Below are 19221 nucleotides of genomic sequence, written 5' to 3' on the forward strand. Positions count from 1 at the left end.
AAAAACACATTTCGCCATATTAATGACGACCTAAAACTGTCAATCATGCAGAACAGAGGTGGACAGCAACTTATTGAAAGGATACTTGCTGCTTATGGATTTTCATCGCGCCAAGCTTTTTGCAACCACCTTGGTATCTCACAGAGCACAATGGCAAATAGATACGCTCGAGATACCTTCCCAGCTGATTGGGTGGTTATTTGCAATATGGAAACAGGTGTATCTATAGAATGGTTAGCTTCAGGCAATGAACCTGAATATCTCGAAACCAACTCTGTTTCGCAACCATCAACACAAGGTTTGACAGAGTCTGCTGATGAAGATAGCTTGCGGCCATCGGATACACTGAAGCCCCCAACTGAGAACACATTAGATTTCAATCAAGGCGGTAGGGCTGCAATACAACGTCTGGTACAAGCTTATGGCTTTTCTACCAGACAAGCACTGGCTGACCATTTGAATGTATCAAAAAGCACTTTAGCAAAAAGATACTTAAAAGACACCTTCCCTTCAGATTGGAGCATCAAATGTAGCTTAGAGAGTCGAACTTCTTTGTCTTGGTTAGCCACCGGGCAAGGAAAGATAAGTTTGAATACTTGTAACGATATTTTATCTATCAAATGTGTAAAAATGATTAATGGTAATCTATATGATGGTAGTTTTTGTTCTCTTGATAAAACATTAGTACCTGAAACTAATGATAAACCACTTATCATATTTGATGGTATCAAATCCTACTTAGCTAACCAGTTTAGCTATAATTTAACAGATGGCACTTGGTTAGTTAATATCGAAGGAGTATATAGCATTAGACAATTGACTAGAGTACCAATCGGTCGCATTGTAGTTAAAAATAATGACTATTCGTTCTCATGCAATATCATTGGCATTGATATTGTAGCTAAATGCACGCACTTACTACTTGATAAAATTTGAGAAGCCCATGGATAAAAATAAAGATCTTAATGATTTTGAATACATAAGCAGGAATATCAAACTCGTACAAAATAGAGACAACCTTACAGATAAACAAATATCCTCACTTTATGAGGATCTTGAAGAACGTAATTTCAAACAATTTGATTCCACCTTAGACCTATATAGAATCATCAATAGCACGACGAAAAGAATAAAAGACACCACTGAAGACAATAATGAATCAGAAGAGCGTTTACTTACAAAAAAAAATACAGCAACATTACATCAACAACTTAAGTCAACATTAAAAAAAATCGATACTCAAGCGATCTCGATAAATGAACTACTCTCTGAAAAAGAAATATTGGTTTCTGAAAAAAGCTCATTAATTAAAACAATAAGCAAGCTTGAGGAAGGATTAAACAACCTAAGCAGAGAAAATGAATCATTAAAAAGCAAAATACAACAGGATAGAATTGATGATAAAATACCAAGCTACGTCCAAGGCGTGAAAGTTAAACTACAACAAGATGATCAGTATTTTTCTAAACTATCCTATAATTGGGCACGTGGTGGCTTGTTATTAGGTTCATTTGCCGTCATTGCTGCATTTACGACATTTTTTTTGAAAATAGATGTTAAAAACGCATCAGTTATTGAAATATTTTATTACTTTGTTCGAGGTCTTTTAGGGGTTGGATTATTATCTTGGCTTTCTTTTTATGCCCTAAATAACTCTAAAAAATTCACCCATGAATCTATTATTAGAAAAGATCGTCAACACGCTCTTATGTTTGGGGAAGTTTTTCTACAAATTTATGGTTCCACATCGACCAAAGAAGATGCAATCAATGTGTTTAAGGACTGGAATATGTCATCTAAATCAGCTTTCTCTGATCCAATAACCCAGCCCCCTAATATCCTTTCAATATTGTCAATGCTTAAAAGTAAGGAAAGTATGAAAGATTCTCCTAAGTCGGATGAATAATTATAATTTATGTATATATGTCTTAACAATACACATTGACACTGTTCATCATACAGTAAAAATATTCTCCAATGGAGGACATTTTTATGGCAGTAAGAAAACTCGATACAGGATACTGTATTTGTGAAAGTTACCCCGCCGGGCGTAATGGGTGTCGTGTGCGTAAGTAGTTTGCCACCAAAGGCGAAGCTCTGGCTTTTGAGCGTCACACGATGGATGAGGCAGAAGCTAAGCCTTGGCTGGGTGAATCGGTAGACCGTCGAACTCTGAAAGACATTGTTGAACTCTGGTTGAAACTGCATGGCAAATCCCTTACCGCTGGCGAGCATGTTTACGACAAGCTGGTCCTGATGGTAGCAGCACTCGGAAACCCTCTTGCTACTGATCTCAGCTCGAAATTGTTCGCGCATTATCGTGACAAACGCCTGGCGGGTGAAATCTATTTCAGTGAGAAGTGGAAGAAAGGTGCCAGCGCGGTAACTATTAACCTTGAGCAAAGCTATCTCAGCGGAGTTATTCGCGAACTGGCCCGTCTCGGCGAATGGACAGCAACGAACCCGCTAGAGAACATGCGCAAGTTCACCATTGCCGAAAAAGAAATGGCTTGGCTAACGCATGAACAAATCACAGAGCTTCTATACGATTGTCAACGCCAAAGCGCCCAACTCGCTCTTGTCGTTAAGATTTGCCTGAGTACTGGCGCACGCTGGCGCAAAGCGGTGAACCTCACACGCTCTCAAGTCACAAAGTACCGAATCACATTTGTCAGAACCAAAGGCAAGAAGAACCGCAGTATCCCAATCAGCAAAGAACTGTACGAAGAAATCATTGCCCTGGACGGCTTCAAGTTCTTTACGGATTGCTACTTCCAGTTTTTGTCTGTGATGGACAAAACCTCCATCGTGCTTCCACGAGGGCAGCTCACTCATGTTCTGCGTCACACATTCGCAGCACATTTCATGATGGCCGGAGGAAACATTCTCGCGCTACAGAAAATTCTGGGGCATCACGACATCAAAATGACTATGCGTTATGCTTACCTAGCACCCGACCATCTTGAAACAGCCCTTCGATTCATTCCCTTTGCAACGCTCACAAATTAGAAAATTTAATCACATACTCCGATTCTTTGGTTTATACCTTACATGCTTACAAATAAGCATATTCTCAAAAAAGGTGTTAAATATGTGGCCAAGAAATCAATATACAGGACCTGGTGGGGGGCGATATACCGGACCGGGCGGGGGCCTTTACACAGGTCCAGGTGGAGGTGCTTATACCGGAGCCAACGGTGGAATGTATACCGGCCCTAATGGTGGCATGTATACCGGGCCTGGTGGTGGTCTTTACACAGGTCCAGGTGGGGGGATGTACACTGGTCCGGGAGGTGGCTTGTACACTGGTCCTGGCGGCGGACTTTATACGGGTCCTGGAGGTGGTCTTTATACTGGTCCTGGAGGTGGTATGTACACAGGACCAGGAAAAGCATATACAAGTAATATTCCACCATGGGAGGTATTTGTAAGAATTTTAAGGGAACGTGGTCATGATTCGATTGCAGACACGATTGAACGTTTCCTATAGCTAATATAAAGCTCATACTACATTCCGATTCTACTAGCTTTACATTTTTCAATAATGCGTAAGTTATGAGCATCGATCTTAATAAAAGTTTCGCAGTCGGAAGTCAAAACAATACTAGTTTTTTGGCGACAAAGTGGCGGCAGAGGTTGGCATTTCCCCGTAATCGCCACTCCTTATCACCAACCTAACTCATTGATAATCTTGCAATTCGTTGTTTTCACTAACCCGTTTACATAAATGGGTTTTTATTGCCTGCGATTTGTCGCCTGCTTAATCGGTTCCTTACATAGTCTCCTTCGCTTACATGGAGAGAAAGGGACGACAGCAAAAAATTATTAGTTACCATCTCTCGTTCCTATGACTTTCAAAACTCACATGCTGGCATAGCAAAAACCATCAATATTAGAGAAAAATGCGAAGCTTCTGATATCAAACACATTTAGTAGACTTGGCTTTGTTTTAGGTTTCAGGTGTAAGACGTCGGGTAAGGCTGAATATTTAGATCATAAGCAAGACAATGCTCCCACATGTCTCAGTCCCCTTAAGCAAAGAATATTCTTTATTTTTGGTGATATCGGATTGTCACATTGCTGTAACTATGAGAGGAAAGGTACAACAATTACAGCTAGTAGCTGAATATCATCTAATTTCTGGAGTAAAGCGTGACCATACTCCTCTGTTAGTTCATCAGGATCGATATATTTCACCGGATGGAATCGACTTGGAATTAAAGGATTTACTGTCTACTTAAGTATCTTTTCGCCCAAATGAGTAAGTCAGCCACGCTATTTTACTACAATTATTACATCTACAGAAGCCATACACGGTCCATCATGTTCATCACCGATGCTGCACAGATATTTTAGTTCTGAACAACATCGGTAAGCCATGATAGCGTCAAGGGAATGTGAGACCTCCGCAACATATTTACGTTTTCGTCCACCGGCAAAAGGCCGGGATACAGCGTAACCAGTTATCAAAAGTGGCTGTAATCTATGTTTTTTAATATTAGCAATGCTAGTGGTAAACACTAATCGAGCTTCGCATACCACCACAAATTATGGAGATCATTCCCACCAATACGGAGATTTTAATCATTTGGAAAAGAGCATTTGTGGTTTTGTCCGTAACATAACTGATGCCCTTGCATAATATGCTGTAGGATAATAATGACTTAATAGTGAAATAAATAATTCAACTCGAAAATATGACCTTATTTTCTCAAAAGAAAATTTTATACTGAACCGTTCAAGTACGGTTCAGTATAGATTTAATGGTCACGCCATTTGAGGTAAAATGCAAAGAATGGGTCAGTAATGTGTAGTTTTTGTTCTTCGCGCTCCCAGTCAATGACTGGTGTGGAAGCTTCCTCACTTGATGCAATCTCACTCATCTTTTCTAGCACACGAGTAACTTCATGGGCTTGTGGAGGGGTTTCAGCAACTATGTCTCTGATCGCGCTGCGTAACTCCTCATACTGAATAGTTTGCATTCCTGGTTTCATTTTTGAGAGAGCGTATAAAACAACTTTATAAATATCAACACGCTCACCATTCTTCAATAAGCGCATCAATCTATCAGAACGTTGTCGAGGGCCAGTTGCTAATTTATCGAAAACAACTTTACCAGTAGATTCGGCTACAGCTTTAAATAACGAATCATCAACATTTTGTATTTTTATCAGTTGTGCAGACGTCTCTTTAACAGAATGATTCATACACAAACTTTTACAAAACTCCTGCATCAAATGCGGACTACCTAGCGCCTCTGAGGCTAAAGTATCAACAATTTCGGCAGAGACATCAATATTTAAAAGAGGGAACCCAGTCATTGCAATTTGTTTTAATTCATCATGAGACCAGTAGGGCATCATAATATTTTCTAATCTACCGGTAATTTCTCTCTCTACTTTAATCGCATCATAGCGCCTATGAGGTATAGCAATTAACACAACCGGCACACCATGAAATACAAGAGGTTTAACAGCACGAACAAAACTACCCTGCATATCCCTATCAAGATAATGAAAGTCATCGATAATCAGGCTTGATTGACTTTCAGATAGAGCTTTAATCGCTGCATTTTTAGAAGTTATGTTTCTAGTTGTTTTCCGCCCTTTAGAGGAACCATCGTTTTGCGCTACTGAAAACTCGCCTCCTCCTTTAGCTATTAATGCATTTGCGGATACATGAGCTTTACCTCCTACTACCGTAGAGGAAGAATCCGAAATATTTACTTCCTCATTAGGATAAATACCAAGGCTATTTAATACCTGTTCCCATATATCATTCTCTGTGGTAATACTACCACCATCAATCCATATTACGTTTGAATCAGTAAAAGGAAATATCATCTGAGTAAGGACGGTTTTACCTGACTTTGTTTGTCCAGTTAAAGTCACCAACTTACATAGGTTATCCTTCGCACTTTCAAGCTTTTCTCTAATTTCCCCCTGAGTCCGTTCAACATAAGTTAACTTTGGCATTCCGCCAGGAACAAACACCTGTGACACCCTTTGATTTTCCATCATAATTCCTTTCAACCTAGATGACAGTATGATGATACCAACATCTGGAATTATATCGATAAATTCTAACTGAAGCGAGCATCAACCAGACTTCTCAAATGTCGTATTGCGCGCATTCTTACCCCGACACGCCTGCTCATTTTACATATCCATTTCAAATACTTATAAGACATAAGAGAGAGTGAGTGCTTCGAAAAATGCAGCGCACATTTATAATGTCGAACATAATATCCTAGCTTTACAAAACTCCTTGATCATCACACTAAAAAAAACTACTAGGCGCTATGCTTCCCAGGCACTCGGTTATCATTGAAAAGCCTTCGCTATAGTTGTTGGCCACATTGCCAAGTGGCGACACCCATTGTTAAAACACCTGAATCGCCAATCCCTAACCCAACCTAACTCATTGCTTAACCTAAAACTCAATGCTTTCGATAATCCTTTTAAAACCTTTCACTTCCCTTCCCCCTCCCAAACATATATGCTTAACCATATATGTATTCCCAAACCTCCAGGACTCCCAATGCAACACCCCGTCCACCTTTTCAAGGCTCTTTCAGACCAAACGCGGCTGTCCATCGTGATGCTTTTGCGTGAAGCGGAGGAGCTGTGCGTCTGCGATCTCTGCGCGGTGACCGGTGAGTCGCAGCCTAAAATTTCGCGTCATATGGCGTTGCTGCGCGAGTCCGGGCTGGTGCTCGACCGCAAGGAGGGCAAGTGGGTCTACTACCGATTGTCACCCGCCATTCCGGCGTGGGCGGCCGCCATTATCGACAGCAGCTGGAACTGCCTGAGAGAGGAGACCCGCCTGAAGCTCAAAAACAGGGCGGGCTCGTGTTGAGCAGAACTCACACATTCACTAAAACATATATAACGGAGTAAACGATGTTGCTGGCAGGGGCTATTTTTCTCTTCACGCTGGTACTGGTTATCTGGCAGCCCAAAGGGCTAAGTATCGGGTGGAGCGCCACGCTGGGTGCCGTGCTGGCGCTGGTAAGCGGGGTCGTTCATATTAACGACATTCCGGTAGTCTGGAATATCGTGTGGAACGCGACAGCGACCTTTATCGCCGTCATTATCATCAGCCTTCTTCTGGATGAGTCCGGCTTTTTTGAGTGGGCGGCGCTGCACATCGCCCGCTGGGGTAAAGGCCGGGGGCGGCTGCTTTTTACCTATATCGTTCTGCTGGGCGCGGCGGTGGCGGCGCTGTTCGCCAACGACGGCGCTGCGCTGATATTAACGCCTATCGTCATCGCGATGCTGCTGGCGCTGGGCTTTAGCAAACAGGCCACCCTCGCCTTTGTGATGGCGGCGGGGTTTATTGCCGACACCGCGAGCCTGCCGTTAATTGTCTCGAACCTGGTTAACATCGTCTCGGCAGATTTCTTCACGCTGGGCTTCAGCGAATACGCTTCGGTCATGGTCCCGGTAAATATCGCGGCTATCGCCGCCACGCTGGTGATGCTACACCTGTTTTTTCGCAAAGAGATCCCGCCGACCTACGAGCTGGCGAAACTTCGTCAGCCCGCCCTTGCCATCCAGGATGTCGCCACCTTCAGGACAGGCTGGGTCGTGCTGCTTCTGCTGCTGATCGGCTTCTTTGTGCTTGAGCCGCTCGGCATTCCCGTCAGCGCCATCGCGGCATCGGGCGCGTTAATTTTATTTGCTGTGGCAAAACGCGGACAGGCGATCAATACCGGCAAAGTGCTCCGCGGGGCACCGTGGCAAATCGTCGTCTTCTCGCTGGGAATGTATCTGGTGGTTTATGGTCTGCGCAATGCCGGGCTGACGGACTCCTTATCCGGCGTGTTGTCTATGCTGGGCCAGCATGGACTCTGGGCCACCGCGATGGGCACCGGCTTTATTACCGCCTTCATGTCTTCGGTGATGAACAATATGCCGACGGTGCTGATTGGCGCCCTGTCGATTGAGGGCAGTACCGCGTCCGGGGTGATCAAAGAAGCGATGATTTATGCCAACGTGATTGGCTGCGATTTGGGCCCCAAAATCACGCCGATCGGCAGCCTGGCGACGCTGCTCTGGCTGCACGTGCTGGCGCAGAAAAATATGTCGATCGCCTGGGGCTATTATTTCCGAACGGGCATCATCATGACCGTGCCCGTATTGTTCGTGACGCTCGCCGCGCTGGCGTTACGACTCTCTTTTACACTGCAATGAGTAACCGATATGAGCCACATCACCCTCTACCATAACCCGGACTGCGGCACCTCGCGCAATACTCTCGAGATGATCCGCAACAGCGGGAATGAACCCGCGATCGTCTTGTATCTCGACACGCCGCCGTCGCGTGAAACGCTGTGTAAGCTGATCGCGGACATGGGCATCTCGGTACGCGATTTACTGCGCACGAACGTCGAGCCCTATGCGCAACTCGGGCTTGCCGATGGGCAGTTCAGCGACGAACAGCTGATTGATTTCATGCTGCAATACCCGATCCTCATCAACCGCCCGATTGTCGTGACCCCGCTGGGGACGCGCCTGTGCCGCCCTTCTGAACGCGTGCTGGATATTTTACCCGATCCGCAGCGCGCGGCGTTTACCAAAGAGGACGGCGAAGCGGTGGTCGACGCGTCGGGAAACAAAATTCGCGGGAAATAGTCCCGACAGGCCCTGCCGTTTAGCGCAGGGCCGTGCGGCTCCCCTCGCCTGCAATTCTCCCCACCATCGTGCGGATCTCCTCCCGCGTTAACGGTACTCTGTCGGTAACGTAGTGCAGCGTCATCCCCTCGATAAACGCATCCAGCGCGCGGGCCGTCGCCGGATCAAACCACTGTTCAAGCGTGGTCTGGCTCATTTTCATCCAGTCCTGCATCACGGTTTTCAGCGCCGCGCTACGGTTCATAAAGGCGTACAGCTGGTACATCAGCGCCATATTGTGCGGCGTGGTCACTTCCGAACTGTGGATTAAGGTCGTGATGGACTCACACGCCATCTCCGGCCCGCTGACCCCGGCAAAGTAATCCCGATACTGCTGCGACATCTTCCGGGTGAACCACGTAAACGCCTCCTCCAGCAGCGGCTCCTTCCCATCGAAATAGTAGGTCATCGACCCCAGCGGCACGCCTGCGCAGCTGGCGATTTTACGGTGCGTGACGGCGTGGATCCCGTGCTCGGCAATGGTATCCAGGGTCGCCTGGAGGATTTTCTCGCGGCGATGAGGATCGTTGGGGGGTCTGCTCATAAATACCTCATGTAGTTTATGTACAAATGTACACAAACTTGCTAGTGTTGTCGCTATTGTTGTACTTCTGGTGCTAACCCAATGACGTTGACCTCCCCTCGTAAAGCCCTGCAGCTACGCATGTGGGCGCTGTTTATGTTCTTCTTTATTCCCGGGCTGCTGATGGCCTCCTGGGCGACACGTACGCCCGCTATCCGCGACATCTTATCCGTCTCAACTGCGGAGATGGGCATCGTGCTGTTCGGTCTGTCGATTGGTTCCATGAGCGGCATTCTGTGCTCCGCCTGGCTGGTGAAGCGCTTTGGCACGCGGGCGGTGATCCGCACCACCATGTGCTGCGCGGTGCTGGGCATGGTGGTCCTGAGCGTGGCGCTGTGGTTTGCTTCTCCGCTGATGTTTGCGCTGGGGTTGACGGTCTTTGGCGGCAGCTTCGGCGCGGCGGAAGTGGCGATCAACGTTGAAGGGGCAGCCGTTGAGCGCGAGGTGAACAAAACGGTGCTGCCGATGATGCACGGCTTTTACAGCCTCGGCACGCTGGCGGGCGCGGGCGTTGGCATGGCGCTGACGGCGTTTGGCATTGCGGCGAATCTGCATATTTTGCTGGCGGCGCTGGTATGCATTATCCCCATTTTGACCGGCATCCGGGCCATCCCCGACGGTACGGGCAAAAACTCGACCGGGGAGCAAAAATCTGCGGCGAAAGGGCTGCCGTTCTATCGCGATATTCAGCTCATGCTCATCGGCGTGGTGGTGCTGGCGATGGCCTTCGCCGAAGGCTCCGCCAACGACTGGCTGCCGCTGCTGATGGTTGACGGTCACGGCTTCAGCCCCACCTCCGGCTCGCTGATTTATGCCGGATTTACGCTCGGCATGACGGTCGGGCGCTTTACCGGCGGCTGGTTTATCGACCGTTACAGCCGCGTGGCGGTGGTTCGCGCCAGCGCCCTGCTGGGCGGGTTAGGTATTGCGATGATCATCTTTGTGGATGTCGACTGGATTGCCGGCGTCTCGGTTATCCTCTGGGGCCTGGGTGCCTCGCTCGGCTTCCCGCTGACCATTTCTGCCGCCAGCGATACCGGCCCGGACGCGCCAACGCGGGTCAGCGTGGTGGCGACAACCGGCTATCTCGCCTTCCTGGTGGGGCCGCCGCTGCTCGGCTTCCTGGGTGAGCACTACGGGTTGCGCAGCGCGATGCTGGTGGTGTTAGGGTTAGTGATTATTGCCGCACTGGTGGCGCGTGCGGTCGCAAAACCGGAAGCAGAACAGACACTGGAGAATGGATATGAGCGTTAAGCTGATTGCAGTAGACATGGATGGAACCTTCCTGAGCGATGCCAAAACCTATAACCGGCCGCGTTTTCTGGCGCAGTATGCGCGTATGAAAGCCCAGGGCATCCGCTTTGCGGTGGCCAGCGGGAATCAATACTACCAGCTGATCTCCTTTTTCCCGGAGATCGCCCACGAGATTGCCTTTGTGGCCGAGAACGGCGGCTGGGTCGTCTGCGCCGGGGAAGATGTCTTTAACGGCGAACTGTCGAAAGAACACTTTGATACCGTCGCCGCCGTGCTTAACGACGTCGTGGGGATTGAGATTATCGCCTGCGGCAAAAGCAGCGCCTATACGCTAAAAGAGTATGACGACGCCTTCCACGACATCGCGGCGAAATACTATCATCGTCTGGAGAAGGTCAGCCATTTTGGCAACCTGAACGATATCTTCTTCAAGTTCGGGCTTAACGTCTCCGATGACGAGATCCCGCGCATTCAGGCCCTGCTGCATGAAAAGCTCAACGACATTATGGTGCCGGTGACCACCGGCCACGGCAGTATCGACCTGATTATCCCGGGCGTGCACAAGGCGAATGGTTTGCGGATCCTGCAACAGCGCTGGGGCATTGAGGACAGTGAAGTGCTGGCCTTTGGTGACAGCGGCAACGACGTGGAAATGCTGCGCCAGTCGGGCTACAGCTTTGCTATGGCCAATGCCGGACCGCACATCAAGGCCGTCGCCCGCTACGAAGCCCCGAACAATAACGAGGAAGGCGTGCTGGATATCATTGAAAAAGCGTTGAACGGGGAAGCGCCGTTTAACTGAGTTGAGGCCCTCTCCTGCACGGAGAGGGCAATTCGCTTACGGCTGTAACGCGCTGCCGACGCGTTTATCTTTCAGGAATACCACCATCAGCCCCACCCACAGCAGACCGTTCGCGAGGTTGAACAGGCTGAACAGCCCATTGCCGCCAAAAGCGTAGGCGTGCTTGCTCACTTCAATTCCCACGGTGAAGATCAGCATCTGCAACATGCCCATTGCGGCGGACACCGTGCCTTTACTCATCTCGCTGGCAAACAGCGTCAGACGCACCAGACCGGCGTTCGCCAGGCCAATCCCGAAGGCATAAATGCTCAGCCCCGCCGTCATCCACAGGTAGGCATGGGAGGACGCAACCGTTGCAACCGCCGCCACCATCAGCCCTGCCGCAATCGGCCAGCCACCCATAACGATCAGCGACCGCACGGTGCGGCGCGCGGTCAGGCGGGCCAGCACCAGGTTACCCATAATCAGCGCGCCAAAAATCGGCACCTGCAGCAGGCCATACTCGTAGCTGCTGAGCTGCTCGCCGCTGATGATAATGACCGGTGACTGAGCAATCCACGCCAGCAGCGGCAGGCTAACAAAGCCCGTTGCCAGCGCACCCGCCACAAAGCGGACGTTCTTCAGAACCAGTTTGTAATCCCGGCCCAGCTCTTTCAGGGAGAGCTTCTCCCCCAGGCGCGTAGCGGTTTCGGGCATGGCGCGGTGCAGGCCAAAGAAGGAGATGGCGGCAAGCAAGGCGAAAAGCACAAACATGCCTTCCCACGGTGCAACGTGTACCCACGCCGCCCCCACCAACGGTCCTAACAGCGGCGCAATCAGCGCGACGTTAGCCATCAGCGCCGTAATTTTGATACAGACCGCCTCTTCAAACGATTCCTGAATGGCGGCATAGCCCACCGCGCCGATAAAGCACAAGCTCACCCCCTGCAGGAAGCGCAGCAGGGTAAATTGCTCGATGTTTTGCGCGAGCAGCGTGGCGAGGCAGGTCACGATAAACCATACCACGCCGGTCAACATCACCGGACGACGGCCAATACGATCCGACAGCGGCCCCAAAAGCCACTGCAGAAACATGCCGCCAGCCAGATAGGCGGTCATGGAGGTCGGCACCCATTCAATACCTGCGTTGTACTGTTCGACAACGGCCAGCATCCCGGGCTGGATCATATCGTTGCCGATATAGGTAGAGAATTCGTAGAGCACCAGACACAGAGGGAAAAGTAACGCCTGACGACCCAGACGGTTACCGGAAGAAGAACGGTTTAACATGCCATCTCTTTATAAAGAAAAAATCGCGATGAGTGTAATGAATTGCCGCAGCCTGAGATAGTAAATAATCGAGACGAAACAGAAATAAAGCACGTATCGTTGTCGTTTAAGGTTTCCTTAAGTTGCCCCCTTTAAGATAGCCTTTTTTCCCGTTAATGACCTTGACTATGGCACACGGCGTCAGCCCTTCAGAATTATCTAACTTACAGACAGATAAGACTAAATCCCTTTACCGATTACCGGTACGCTTTTATGGTTATCAGCTTTTCGTGCTGTTAATCCTCGCGGTGCTGTTTATCTGGCTGTCTCGCGATGAAACGCTCGACAAATGGATCACCGGCTTTTGGTATGACGCGGCGACACACGGTTTTCCGCTACAGCAAAATCACCTGCTGGATCTGATCAACCACCGGCTGGCGAAATACGTTGCGATTACAACTGGCGCGCTGGCGCTGATTATCGGGGCCTGGCGACGCAATACCCGGCTGGTCACTGCCGCCCTGCTGATGGGGCTGGGTGCGCTGGTGGTCGGTGCGCTGAAAAGCATAAGCCACCACAGCTGCCCGTGGGGCCTGGTGGAGTACGGCGGAAAAGCGCTTTCGTACCCGCTGTTTAGCGCGGTCCCTGAGGGCAGCGGCCCCGGGCGTTGTTTCCCCGGCGGGCATGCATCGAGCGGCTTTATGCTGATGGGGCTGTTTTTTGCCTTCTGGCGCGAACGTCCGCGACTGGCCTGGGCCTGTGTCGCACTGGGCGTGATTGCCGGGCTGGCGATGGGCTACGGGCAGGTTATGCGCGGCGCGCATTTTTTCTCTCACAACCTGTGGGCCGGGTGGTGGGTTTGGTTTTCTCAGGTGGCCGTCTACGGGCTGGTTTCTACCTGGTTTGCAAAAGAGTGACGAGGGTATGTTAGAAAATCTAAATTACAGTCTGTTCTATCTGATTAACGCCACCCCCGCTTCCCCGGCGTGGATGATCGATTTTGCCACCTTTATCGCGCGCGATGTGATAAGCATAGTGCCCGCGCTGGCCGTTATTCTGTGGCTGTGGGGGCCGCGCAAGCAGGTCGATGCGCAGCGCCAGCTGGTGATCAAAGTGGCGATGGCTATCGGCGTCAGCGTGGTGACAAGCTATTTGCTCGGCCACGCCTTCCCGCACGACCGTCCGTTTGTCGACCACGTCGGCTATAACTTCCTGCATCACGCCCCGGACGACTCCTTCCCGAGCGACCACGGCACGGTGATCTTCACCTTTGCGCTGGCGTTCCTGTTCTGGCACCGCCTGTGGTCCGGTGCGCTGCTGATGGCCATGGCGCTCGCTATTGCCTGGTCTCGCGTCTATCTTGGCGTTCACTGGCCGCTGGATATGGTCGGCGGGTTCCTGGTCGGGCTGATTGGCTGCGTCAGCGCGGCTATTCTCTGGAGCCTCTTTGGTCCGGCGCTGCATCGCGGGCTGTCTGGGGTGTACCGCACCCTCTTCGCGCTGCCGATCCGTAAAGGCTGGATACGTGACTAACCCCGCGCTGACAGGTTACACTTGAACCCCCGCCCTGCGGGGGTTCACTTTTTCAGCCCGAGGATCTATGGAAACACGCCGCGATGACCGCATAGCCCAGCTGCTACAGGCGCTGAAGCGCAGTGATAAGCTGCATCTCAAAGAGGCCGCCACGCTGCTTGGCGTTTCAGAGATGACCATTCGTCGTGACCTGAACAGCAACAGCGCGCCCGTGGTGCTGCTGGGTGGGTACATTGTCCTGGAACCCCGCAGCGCCAGCCACTATCTGATAAGCGATCAAAAAACGCGCCTGGTTGAAGAGAAACGCCGGGCCGCAAGGCTTGCCGCCTCCCTGGTCCAGCCGCATCAAACCCTGTTTTTTGACTGTGGCACCACCACGCCGTGGATCATCGAAGCCATCGACAGCGCCATCCCCTTCACGGCGGTCTGTTATTCCCTCAACACCTTTCTGGCGCTACAGGAGAAACCCGAGTGCCGGGTTATCCTCTGCGGCGGCGAGTTCCATGCCAGCAACGCCATCTTCAAGCCGCTTAACCTGCACGACACGCTGAGTAATGTCTGCCCGGATATCGCGTTTTATTCCGCGGCGGGCGTCAATGTGCGCCAGGGGGCGACCTGCTTTAACCTGGAAGAACTGCCGGTGAAGCACTGGGCGCTCAATGCAGCGCAGTACCACGTGCTGGTGGTGGATCACAGTAAATTTGGCAAGGTGCGTCCGGCGAGAATGGGCGAGCTGGCACAGTTTGACGCCATCGTCAGCGACTGCCGCCCGGATGATGACATCGTGGCCTGCGCGAAAACGCAGCAGGTGAAGTTGATGTATTGAGGTTTTACCGGGTGCGTGCTTTCCCCCTCTCCCTGTGGGAGAGGGTTGGGGTCAGGCCATCAGGCCGCAACGCACTCTGGTTCGCCGGGTGGCGGCTTCGCCTTACCCGGCCTACGGGCCCGTGTTTTCCCCCTCTCCCCGTGGGAGAGGGTTGGGGTGAGGGCATCAGGCCGCAATACACTCTGGTTCGCCGGGTGGCAGCTTCGCCTTACCCGGCTTACGGGCCCGTGTTTTCCCCCTCTCCCCGTGGGAGAGGGTTGGGGTGAGGGCATCAGGCCGCAATACACTCTGGTTCGCCGGGTGGCAGCTTCGCCTTACCCGGCCTACGGGCCCGTGTTTTCCCCCTCTCCCCGTGGGAGAGGGTTGGGGTGAGGGCATCAGGCCGCAATACGCTCTGGTTCGCCTTACCCGGCCTGGGTTCGAGCTGTTGCAGGCCGGGTTAACGCAACGCCACCCGGCAAACACTTAGCTAAACCAGCTGCCAAACCATCCGTGGAATTTCATTAATACAAAGTCCCACATCCGGCTGAAGAAGCCGCCCTCTTCGACCGCCTCCATGACGATCAGCGGACGCTGCTCAATGGATTTACCGTTCAGCTGGAAATCAATCGTCCCGACAACCTGGCCCTTTTTCAGCGGCGCGGTCAGCTGCGGATCGGTCAGGGTATAGCTGGCTTTCAGGTTTTTCAGCTGACCGCGAGGAATGGTCACCGAACCCGCTTCGCCCGCGCCAAGATTCACGTCGCGCTTATCGCCAAACCAGACGCGCTGGCTGATGAACGTCGCATCCGGCTTGATTGGCGTGACGGTTTCGAAGAAGCGGAAGCCCCAGGTCAGCAGTTTTTCCGATTCGTTAAAGCGAATGCGGTCGGTTTTGGTGCCAAGCACGACCGAAATCAGGCGCATATCGCCCTGCGTGGCGGACGCCACCAGGTTATAACCCGCCCCTGCCGTCGTCCCGGTCTTCATGCCGTCGACGTTCACGTTGCTGCTCCACAGCAGACGGTTACGGTTCGGCTGGCGGATTTTATTGAAGGTAAACTCTTTCTCTTTGTGGATGGCGTACTCTTCCGGCACGTCGTGGATCAGTGCTTTGCCCAGCAGCGCCATATCACGCGCGGTACTGAACTGCCCCGGCGCGTCCAGACCGTGAACGGTCTTAAAGGTGGTGTTGGTCAGACCCAGCCTTTGCGCATAGCCATTCATCAGGCCGATAAAGGAATCCTGGCTGCCCGCCACGTAATCCGCCAGCGCAATACAGGCATCGTTGCCTGACTGGATTATCACCCCTTTGTTCAGGTCGGAGACCGATACCCGATCGCCCGGTTTCAGGAACATCACCGATGAACCGCGCAGCGCCGGGTTACCGGTTGCCCACGCGTCTTTCCCGACGGTCACCATGTCATCGAGCTTAATTTTTCCGGCCTTCAGCGCCTGACCCACCACATAGCTGGTCATCAGTTTGGTCAGACTGGCAGGATCCAGTTTTTCGTCGGCGTTCCCTTCCGCCAGCACTTTACCACTGGCGTAATCCATTAAGATCCAGGCACGCGCATCAACCGGAGGCGCTTCGGGCGCCGCCTGTTCCGCCGCATAGAGCGTGGGTGCAAAAAGGAAAAGAAGCGCAGAGCCCGCCGCCAGGCTGCGCAGAGAAGAAGTTTTTAGCGTCATAAATGCCACCCGAGTGTCCATTCTAAAAATTACGTCACATCACCGTGTCGCAACAAGCGATGAGTAATAGCGCACTACAACTGTTAAGGAAACCTCAACCAGGTAAAGTTTTTAAAGTTTATGCAATACCCGACGGATACGCTTCGATTCACGGGATTTTTTTCTCTTCTGTTGCGTAATTGTTAGGTTTATCTCACCATGGCGACTCTCAGGTTTGACTATTTGGGGAATAACAATGATTACGCTGTGGGGCAGGAACAACTCGACCAACGTGAAGAAAGTTCTGTGGACGCTGGAAGAGCTGGATTTACCGTTTGAGCAGGTGATGGCGGGTTTGCAGTTTGGGGTGAATAAAGAGGCCGAGTATCTCGCCATGAACCCGAATGGCCTGGTGCCGTTGCTGCGCGACGAAGAGACCGGCGTCACGCTCTGGGAGTCGAATACTATCGTGCGGTATCTGGCCGCCCAGTACGGCCAGAGCCGTCTGTGGATTGAAAACCCCGCCAGCCGTGCGCAGGGTGAAAAATGGATGGACTGGGCGAACCAGACGCTCTCCCCGACCCACCGCGTGATCCTGATGGGCCTTGTGCGCACGCCAGAACCCGAGCGCGATTACCCTGCCATTCACGCCGCGCAGGACGCTTGCGAAGGGCTGTTCGCCATGATGGACGAGGAGCTTTCTCAACACGCCTGGTTCTCCGGCGATGCTTTTGGCACAGGCGACATTGCCGTTGCGCCGTTCGTCTGGAACCTGACCAACCTGGGGCTAAAATGGACGCCGCGCCCGCACCTTGAGCGCTGGCTCGCGCAGCTCAGTGAGCGCCCGGCGTACCGTAAAACCGTGATGATCCCGGTAAGCTGATCACCCGCCGGACGGGCTGACTTTCAGCAGTTGCCCGTCCGTCTCGTCGGTCAGGACGTACAGATAACCATCCGGCCCGACGCGCACGTCGCGAATACGCTGATCTCTGTCCCCCAGGATCCGTCCCTCTTCCGTCACCTTGTTGCCATCGACGTTCAGCACGATAACGTCCTTCTCTTTCAGCGCCCCGATGAACAGCCTGTTTTTCCACTGCGGGAAAACGTCGCTGTTATAGAACGCCATGCCGCTTACCGCGGGGGAGACTCTCCAGACGAACAGCGGTTTTTCCGTGCCTTCGACGTGCTCGCCTTTGGCCTCCGGGATCTTCAGGCCGCTGTAGTTAATACCGTGCGTAGCCAGCGGCCAGCCGTAGTTTTTGCCTTTTTCCGGGATATTAATCTCATCCCCGCCGCGTGGGCCGTGCTCATTAAGCCACAGCGTGTCGCTCCACGGGTTCATCGCCATGCCCTGCGGGTTGCGAATGCCATAGGACCAGATTTCAGGCCGTGCGCCGGCGGTGTTCACAAAGGGGTTATCAGGCGGGACTTTACCCTCTTCGGTCAGGCGAACCACTTTGCCCTGCAGTTTGTCGAGATCCTGCGCCGTTGCACGCTGGTTGTTCTCGCCAAGGCCGATGAATAAATAGCCTTTACCGTCAAACACCAGTCGGCCACCAAAATGGTTACCGGTGGAGAGTTTCGGCATCTGGCGGAAGACCACCTGGAAGGCTTCAATGCGCGAAAGATCGTCGCTCAACCTGCCGTAGCCCACCGCCGTGCCCGCTTTTCCGTCCTGACCCGCTTCGGCGTAGCTCAGCCACACCCGGCGCGATGTGTCAAAATCTGGGGCCAGCACAACATCCAGCAGTCCCCCCTGGCCGTTCGCCCATACCTTTGGCACACCGACGATGGGATCGGATAACCCCTTCCCGGCTTGCCAGTGCTTAAGCTGGCCCCCCTTCAGGGTGACAAGCAGGCCTTTATTGTCGGGCAGAAAGGCCATCGACCAGGGGTGATCGAGCCGGTTTTGCAGCACCTCGACCTTAACCGCACTGGGCGCAGCCAGGAGCGAGACGGGGAAAAATAACGCAGGGAGGAAAATCAACGAGGATCGATGCATAACGCGCTCCTTTATCAGCATATGGCATAAAGATTAGCCACAACGTCCGGGCGCGTTACCACTTTTACAAAAGCTTAATCAGAAGGGGGAGTTGCCTCCCCCGGGGCTTAGTGCTGTTCGAGCTTCGCGTGCTCGTTCAGACACATAATGCATAGCGAGATCGTAGTCAGGCAGTTTTCGAGCTTCTCTGCGTTAACGGCGATAAACGTTGGGCAGTCATGACGTCCGGTCATCAGGCATACCCCTGCTGCGGTGAGCATTTCGGCGGCACGACGCAGGGCAATCAGTTCGCTCTCGTCGTACTCCATTTTCAGGATCGGGGCTTTTTCACGCATGAAATTGCACAGTTCAAACAGATTATCACGCAGATGTTCGCTTTCGCTGACTGACATATAGCCTTTCGCTTTTCTTAACTGCAGATAGGCGGCAAGGTCGATGCGGGCATTGATCAGCTTGTTCAGCAGATCGCGCTTCAGTCTGTCAACGGACATGCTTTTTCCTCCTCTGTCAGCCATGTTGCATAATGAGCATAAGGTTATTTTTTGTACAATGTAATGTATGAGATCAATAAATCGTAACTGATTAACATTCTTTACAATGTAACAACGTTCGGGAGCGTCATCTGCCCCGCAAAGAGTGTATAAATCG

The 19221-nt window shown here is 51.8% G+C and carries 17 protein-coding genes and 1 pseudogene; 12 read left to right on the top strand and 6 right to left on the bottom strand.

Annotation, left to right across the window (positions count from 1 at the left end; translation table 11 throughout):
• Positions 1-45 precede the first annotated feature (45 nt).
• The 3 genes and pseudogenes from FFS28_RS05380 (at position 46) to FFS28_RS05390 (ending at position 3009) form a co-directional block, all read left to right on the top strand.
• Positions 46-936 (top strand): phage repressor protein CI, encoded by an 891-nt coding sequence (locus tag FFS28_RS05380; RefSeq protein WP_137849259.1) that lies wholly within the window; start codon positions 46-48, stop codon positions 934-936.
• A 7-nt stretch (positions 937-943) separates the two neighbouring features.
• Positions 944-1906 carry a hypothetical protein gene (locus FFS28_RS21820; protein ID WP_249357425.1) on the top strand — a complete coding sequence of 321 codons (963 nt, stop codon included), beginning with the start codon at positions 944-946 and terminating at the stop codon, positions 1904-1906.
• Between the two features lie 86 nt (positions 1907-1992).
• A pseudogene (locus tag FFS28_RS05390) lies at positions 1993-3009 on the top strand (phage integrase).
• Between the two features lie 1751 nt (positions 3010-4760).
• Here the strand turns inward: FFS28_RS05390 and FFS28_RS05400 are convergent.
• Positions 4761-6020 (bottom strand): hypothetical protein, encoded by a 1260-nt coding sequence (locus tag FFS28_RS05400; RefSeq protein WP_249357426.1) that lies wholly within the window; start codon positions 6018-6020, stop codon positions 4761-4763.
• Positions 6021-6540: 520 nt separating this feature from the next.
• On the opposite strand from FFS28_RS05400, the gene FFS28_RS05405 reads away from it, so the two are divergent.
• From FFS28_RS05405 to arsC, 3 genes are read left to right on the top strand one after another with little or no spacing between them, the layout of a single operon-like run.
• A complete protein-coding gene (locus tag FFS28_RS05405) occupies positions 6541-6858 on the top strand; it encodes a metalloregulator ArsR/SmtB family transcription factor (protein ID WP_137848987.1) in 318 nt (105 codons plus the stop codon).
• A 44-nt stretch (positions 6859-6902) separates the two neighbouring features.
• A complete protein-coding gene (locus FFS28_RS05410) occupies positions 6903-8195 on the top strand; it encodes an arsenic transporter (RefSeq protein WP_137848988.1) in 1293 nt (430 codons plus the stop codon).
• Between the two features lie 9 nt (positions 8196-8204).
• Entirely contained in the window at positions 8205-8636 is a 432-nt protein-coding gene (gene arsC, locus FFS28_RS05415) for a glutaredoxin-dependent arsenate reductase (protein ID WP_102891179.1), read from the top strand.
• Between the two features lie 19 nt (positions 8637-8655).
• On the opposite strand, the gene FFS28_RS05420 is transcribed toward arsC, so the two are convergent.
• Positions 8656-9219, bottom strand: a complete 564-nt coding sequence (locus FFS28_RS05420; protein WP_088207605.1) for a TetR/AcrR family transcriptional regulator — start codon at positions 9217-9219, stop codon at positions 8656-8658.
• Positions 9220-9300: 81 nt separating this feature from the next.
• Between FFS28_RS05420 and FFS28_RS05425 the strand changes: the two genes are divergently transcribed.
• Positions 9301-10512, top strand: a complete 1212-nt coding sequence (locus tag FFS28_RS05425) for an MFS transporter (protein ID WP_006174280.1) — start codon at positions 9301-9303, stop codon at positions 10510-10512.
• Complete coding sequence (locus tag FFS28_RS05430; protein WP_042319388.1) at positions 10502-11314, top strand: Cof-type HAD-IIB family hydrolase; 813 nt, start codon at positions 10502-10504, stop codon at positions 11312-11314. Before FFS28_RS05425 ends, FFS28_RS05430 begins: the two co-directional genes overlap by 11 nt.
• Before the next feature lie 36 nt (positions 11315-11350).
• Here FFS28_RS05430 and FFS28_RS05435 read toward each other — a convergent pair whose 3' ends face one another.
• Positions 11351-12583 carry an MFS transporter gene (locus tag FFS28_RS05435; RefSeq protein WP_042319385.1) on the bottom strand — a complete coding sequence of 411 codons (1233 nt, stop codon included), beginning with the start codon at positions 12581-12583 and terminating at the stop codon, positions 11351-11353.
• Between the two features lie 167 nt (positions 12584-12750).
• Between FFS28_RS05435 and FFS28_RS05440 the strand changes: the two genes are divergently transcribed.
• From FFS28_RS05440 to deoR, 3 genes are all read left to right on the top strand, one after another.
• Positions 12751-13479 carry a phosphatase PAP2 family protein gene (locus FFS28_RS05440; protein WP_137848989.1) on the top strand — a complete coding sequence of 243 codons (729 nt, stop codon included), beginning with the start codon at positions 12751-12753 and terminating at the stop codon, positions 13477-13479.
• Between the two features lie 7 nt (positions 13480-13486).
• Entirely contained in the window at positions 13487-14095 is a 609-nt protein-coding gene (gene ybjG, locus FFS28_RS05445) for an undecaprenyl-diphosphate phosphatase (protein ID WP_058610371.1), read from the top strand.
• A gap of 67 nt (positions 14096-14162) precedes the next feature.
• A complete protein-coding gene (gene deoR / locus FFS28_RS05450; RefSeq protein WP_088207609.1) occupies positions 14163-14921 on the top strand; it encodes a DNA-binding transcriptional repressor DeoR in 759 nt (252 codons plus the stop codon).
• A gap of 465 nt (positions 14922-15386) precedes the next feature.
• On the opposite strand, the gene dacC is transcribed toward deoR, so the two are convergent.
• Positions 15387-16592 carry a serine-type D-Ala-D-Ala carboxypeptidase gene (gene dacC / locus FFS28_RS05455; RefSeq protein WP_058610372.1) on the bottom strand — a complete coding sequence of 402 codons (1206 nt, stop codon included), beginning with the start codon at positions 16590-16592 and terminating at the stop codon, positions 15387-15389.
• A 235-nt stretch (positions 16593-16827) separates the two neighbouring features.
• Here dacC and FFS28_RS05460 point away from each other — a divergent pair, with 235 nt between their 5' ends.
• Positions 16828-17454, top strand: a complete 627-nt coding sequence (locus tag FFS28_RS05460) for a glutathione S-transferase family protein (RefSeq protein WP_088207610.1) — start codon at positions 16828-16830, stop codon at positions 17452-17454.
• Here FFS28_RS05460 and FFS28_RS05465 read toward each other — a convergent pair whose 3' ends face one another.
• Both FFS28_RS05465 and bssR read right to left on the bottom strand, forming a co-directional pair.
• Positions 17455-18573 (bottom strand): PQQ-dependent sugar dehydrogenase, encoded by a 1119-nt coding sequence (locus FFS28_RS05465; RefSeq protein ID WP_137848990.1) that lies wholly within the window; start codon positions 18571-18573, stop codon positions 17455-17457. It abuts the gene before it with no gap.
• A 107-nt stretch (positions 18574-18680) separates the two neighbouring features.
• Positions 18681-19064, bottom strand: coding sequence for a biofilm formation regulator BssR (gene bssR, locus FFS28_RS05470; protein WP_042319373.1), 384 nt, complete (start codon positions 19062-19064; stop codon positions 18681-18683).
• Between the last annotated feature and the right edge of the window lie 157 nt (positions 19065-19221).

Source organism: Enterobacter sp. 2VL, from assembly GCF_005503595.1.
GTDB lineage: Bacteria > Pseudomonadota > Gammaproteobacteria > Enterobacterales > Enterobacteriaceae > Enterobacter > Enterobacter cancerogenus.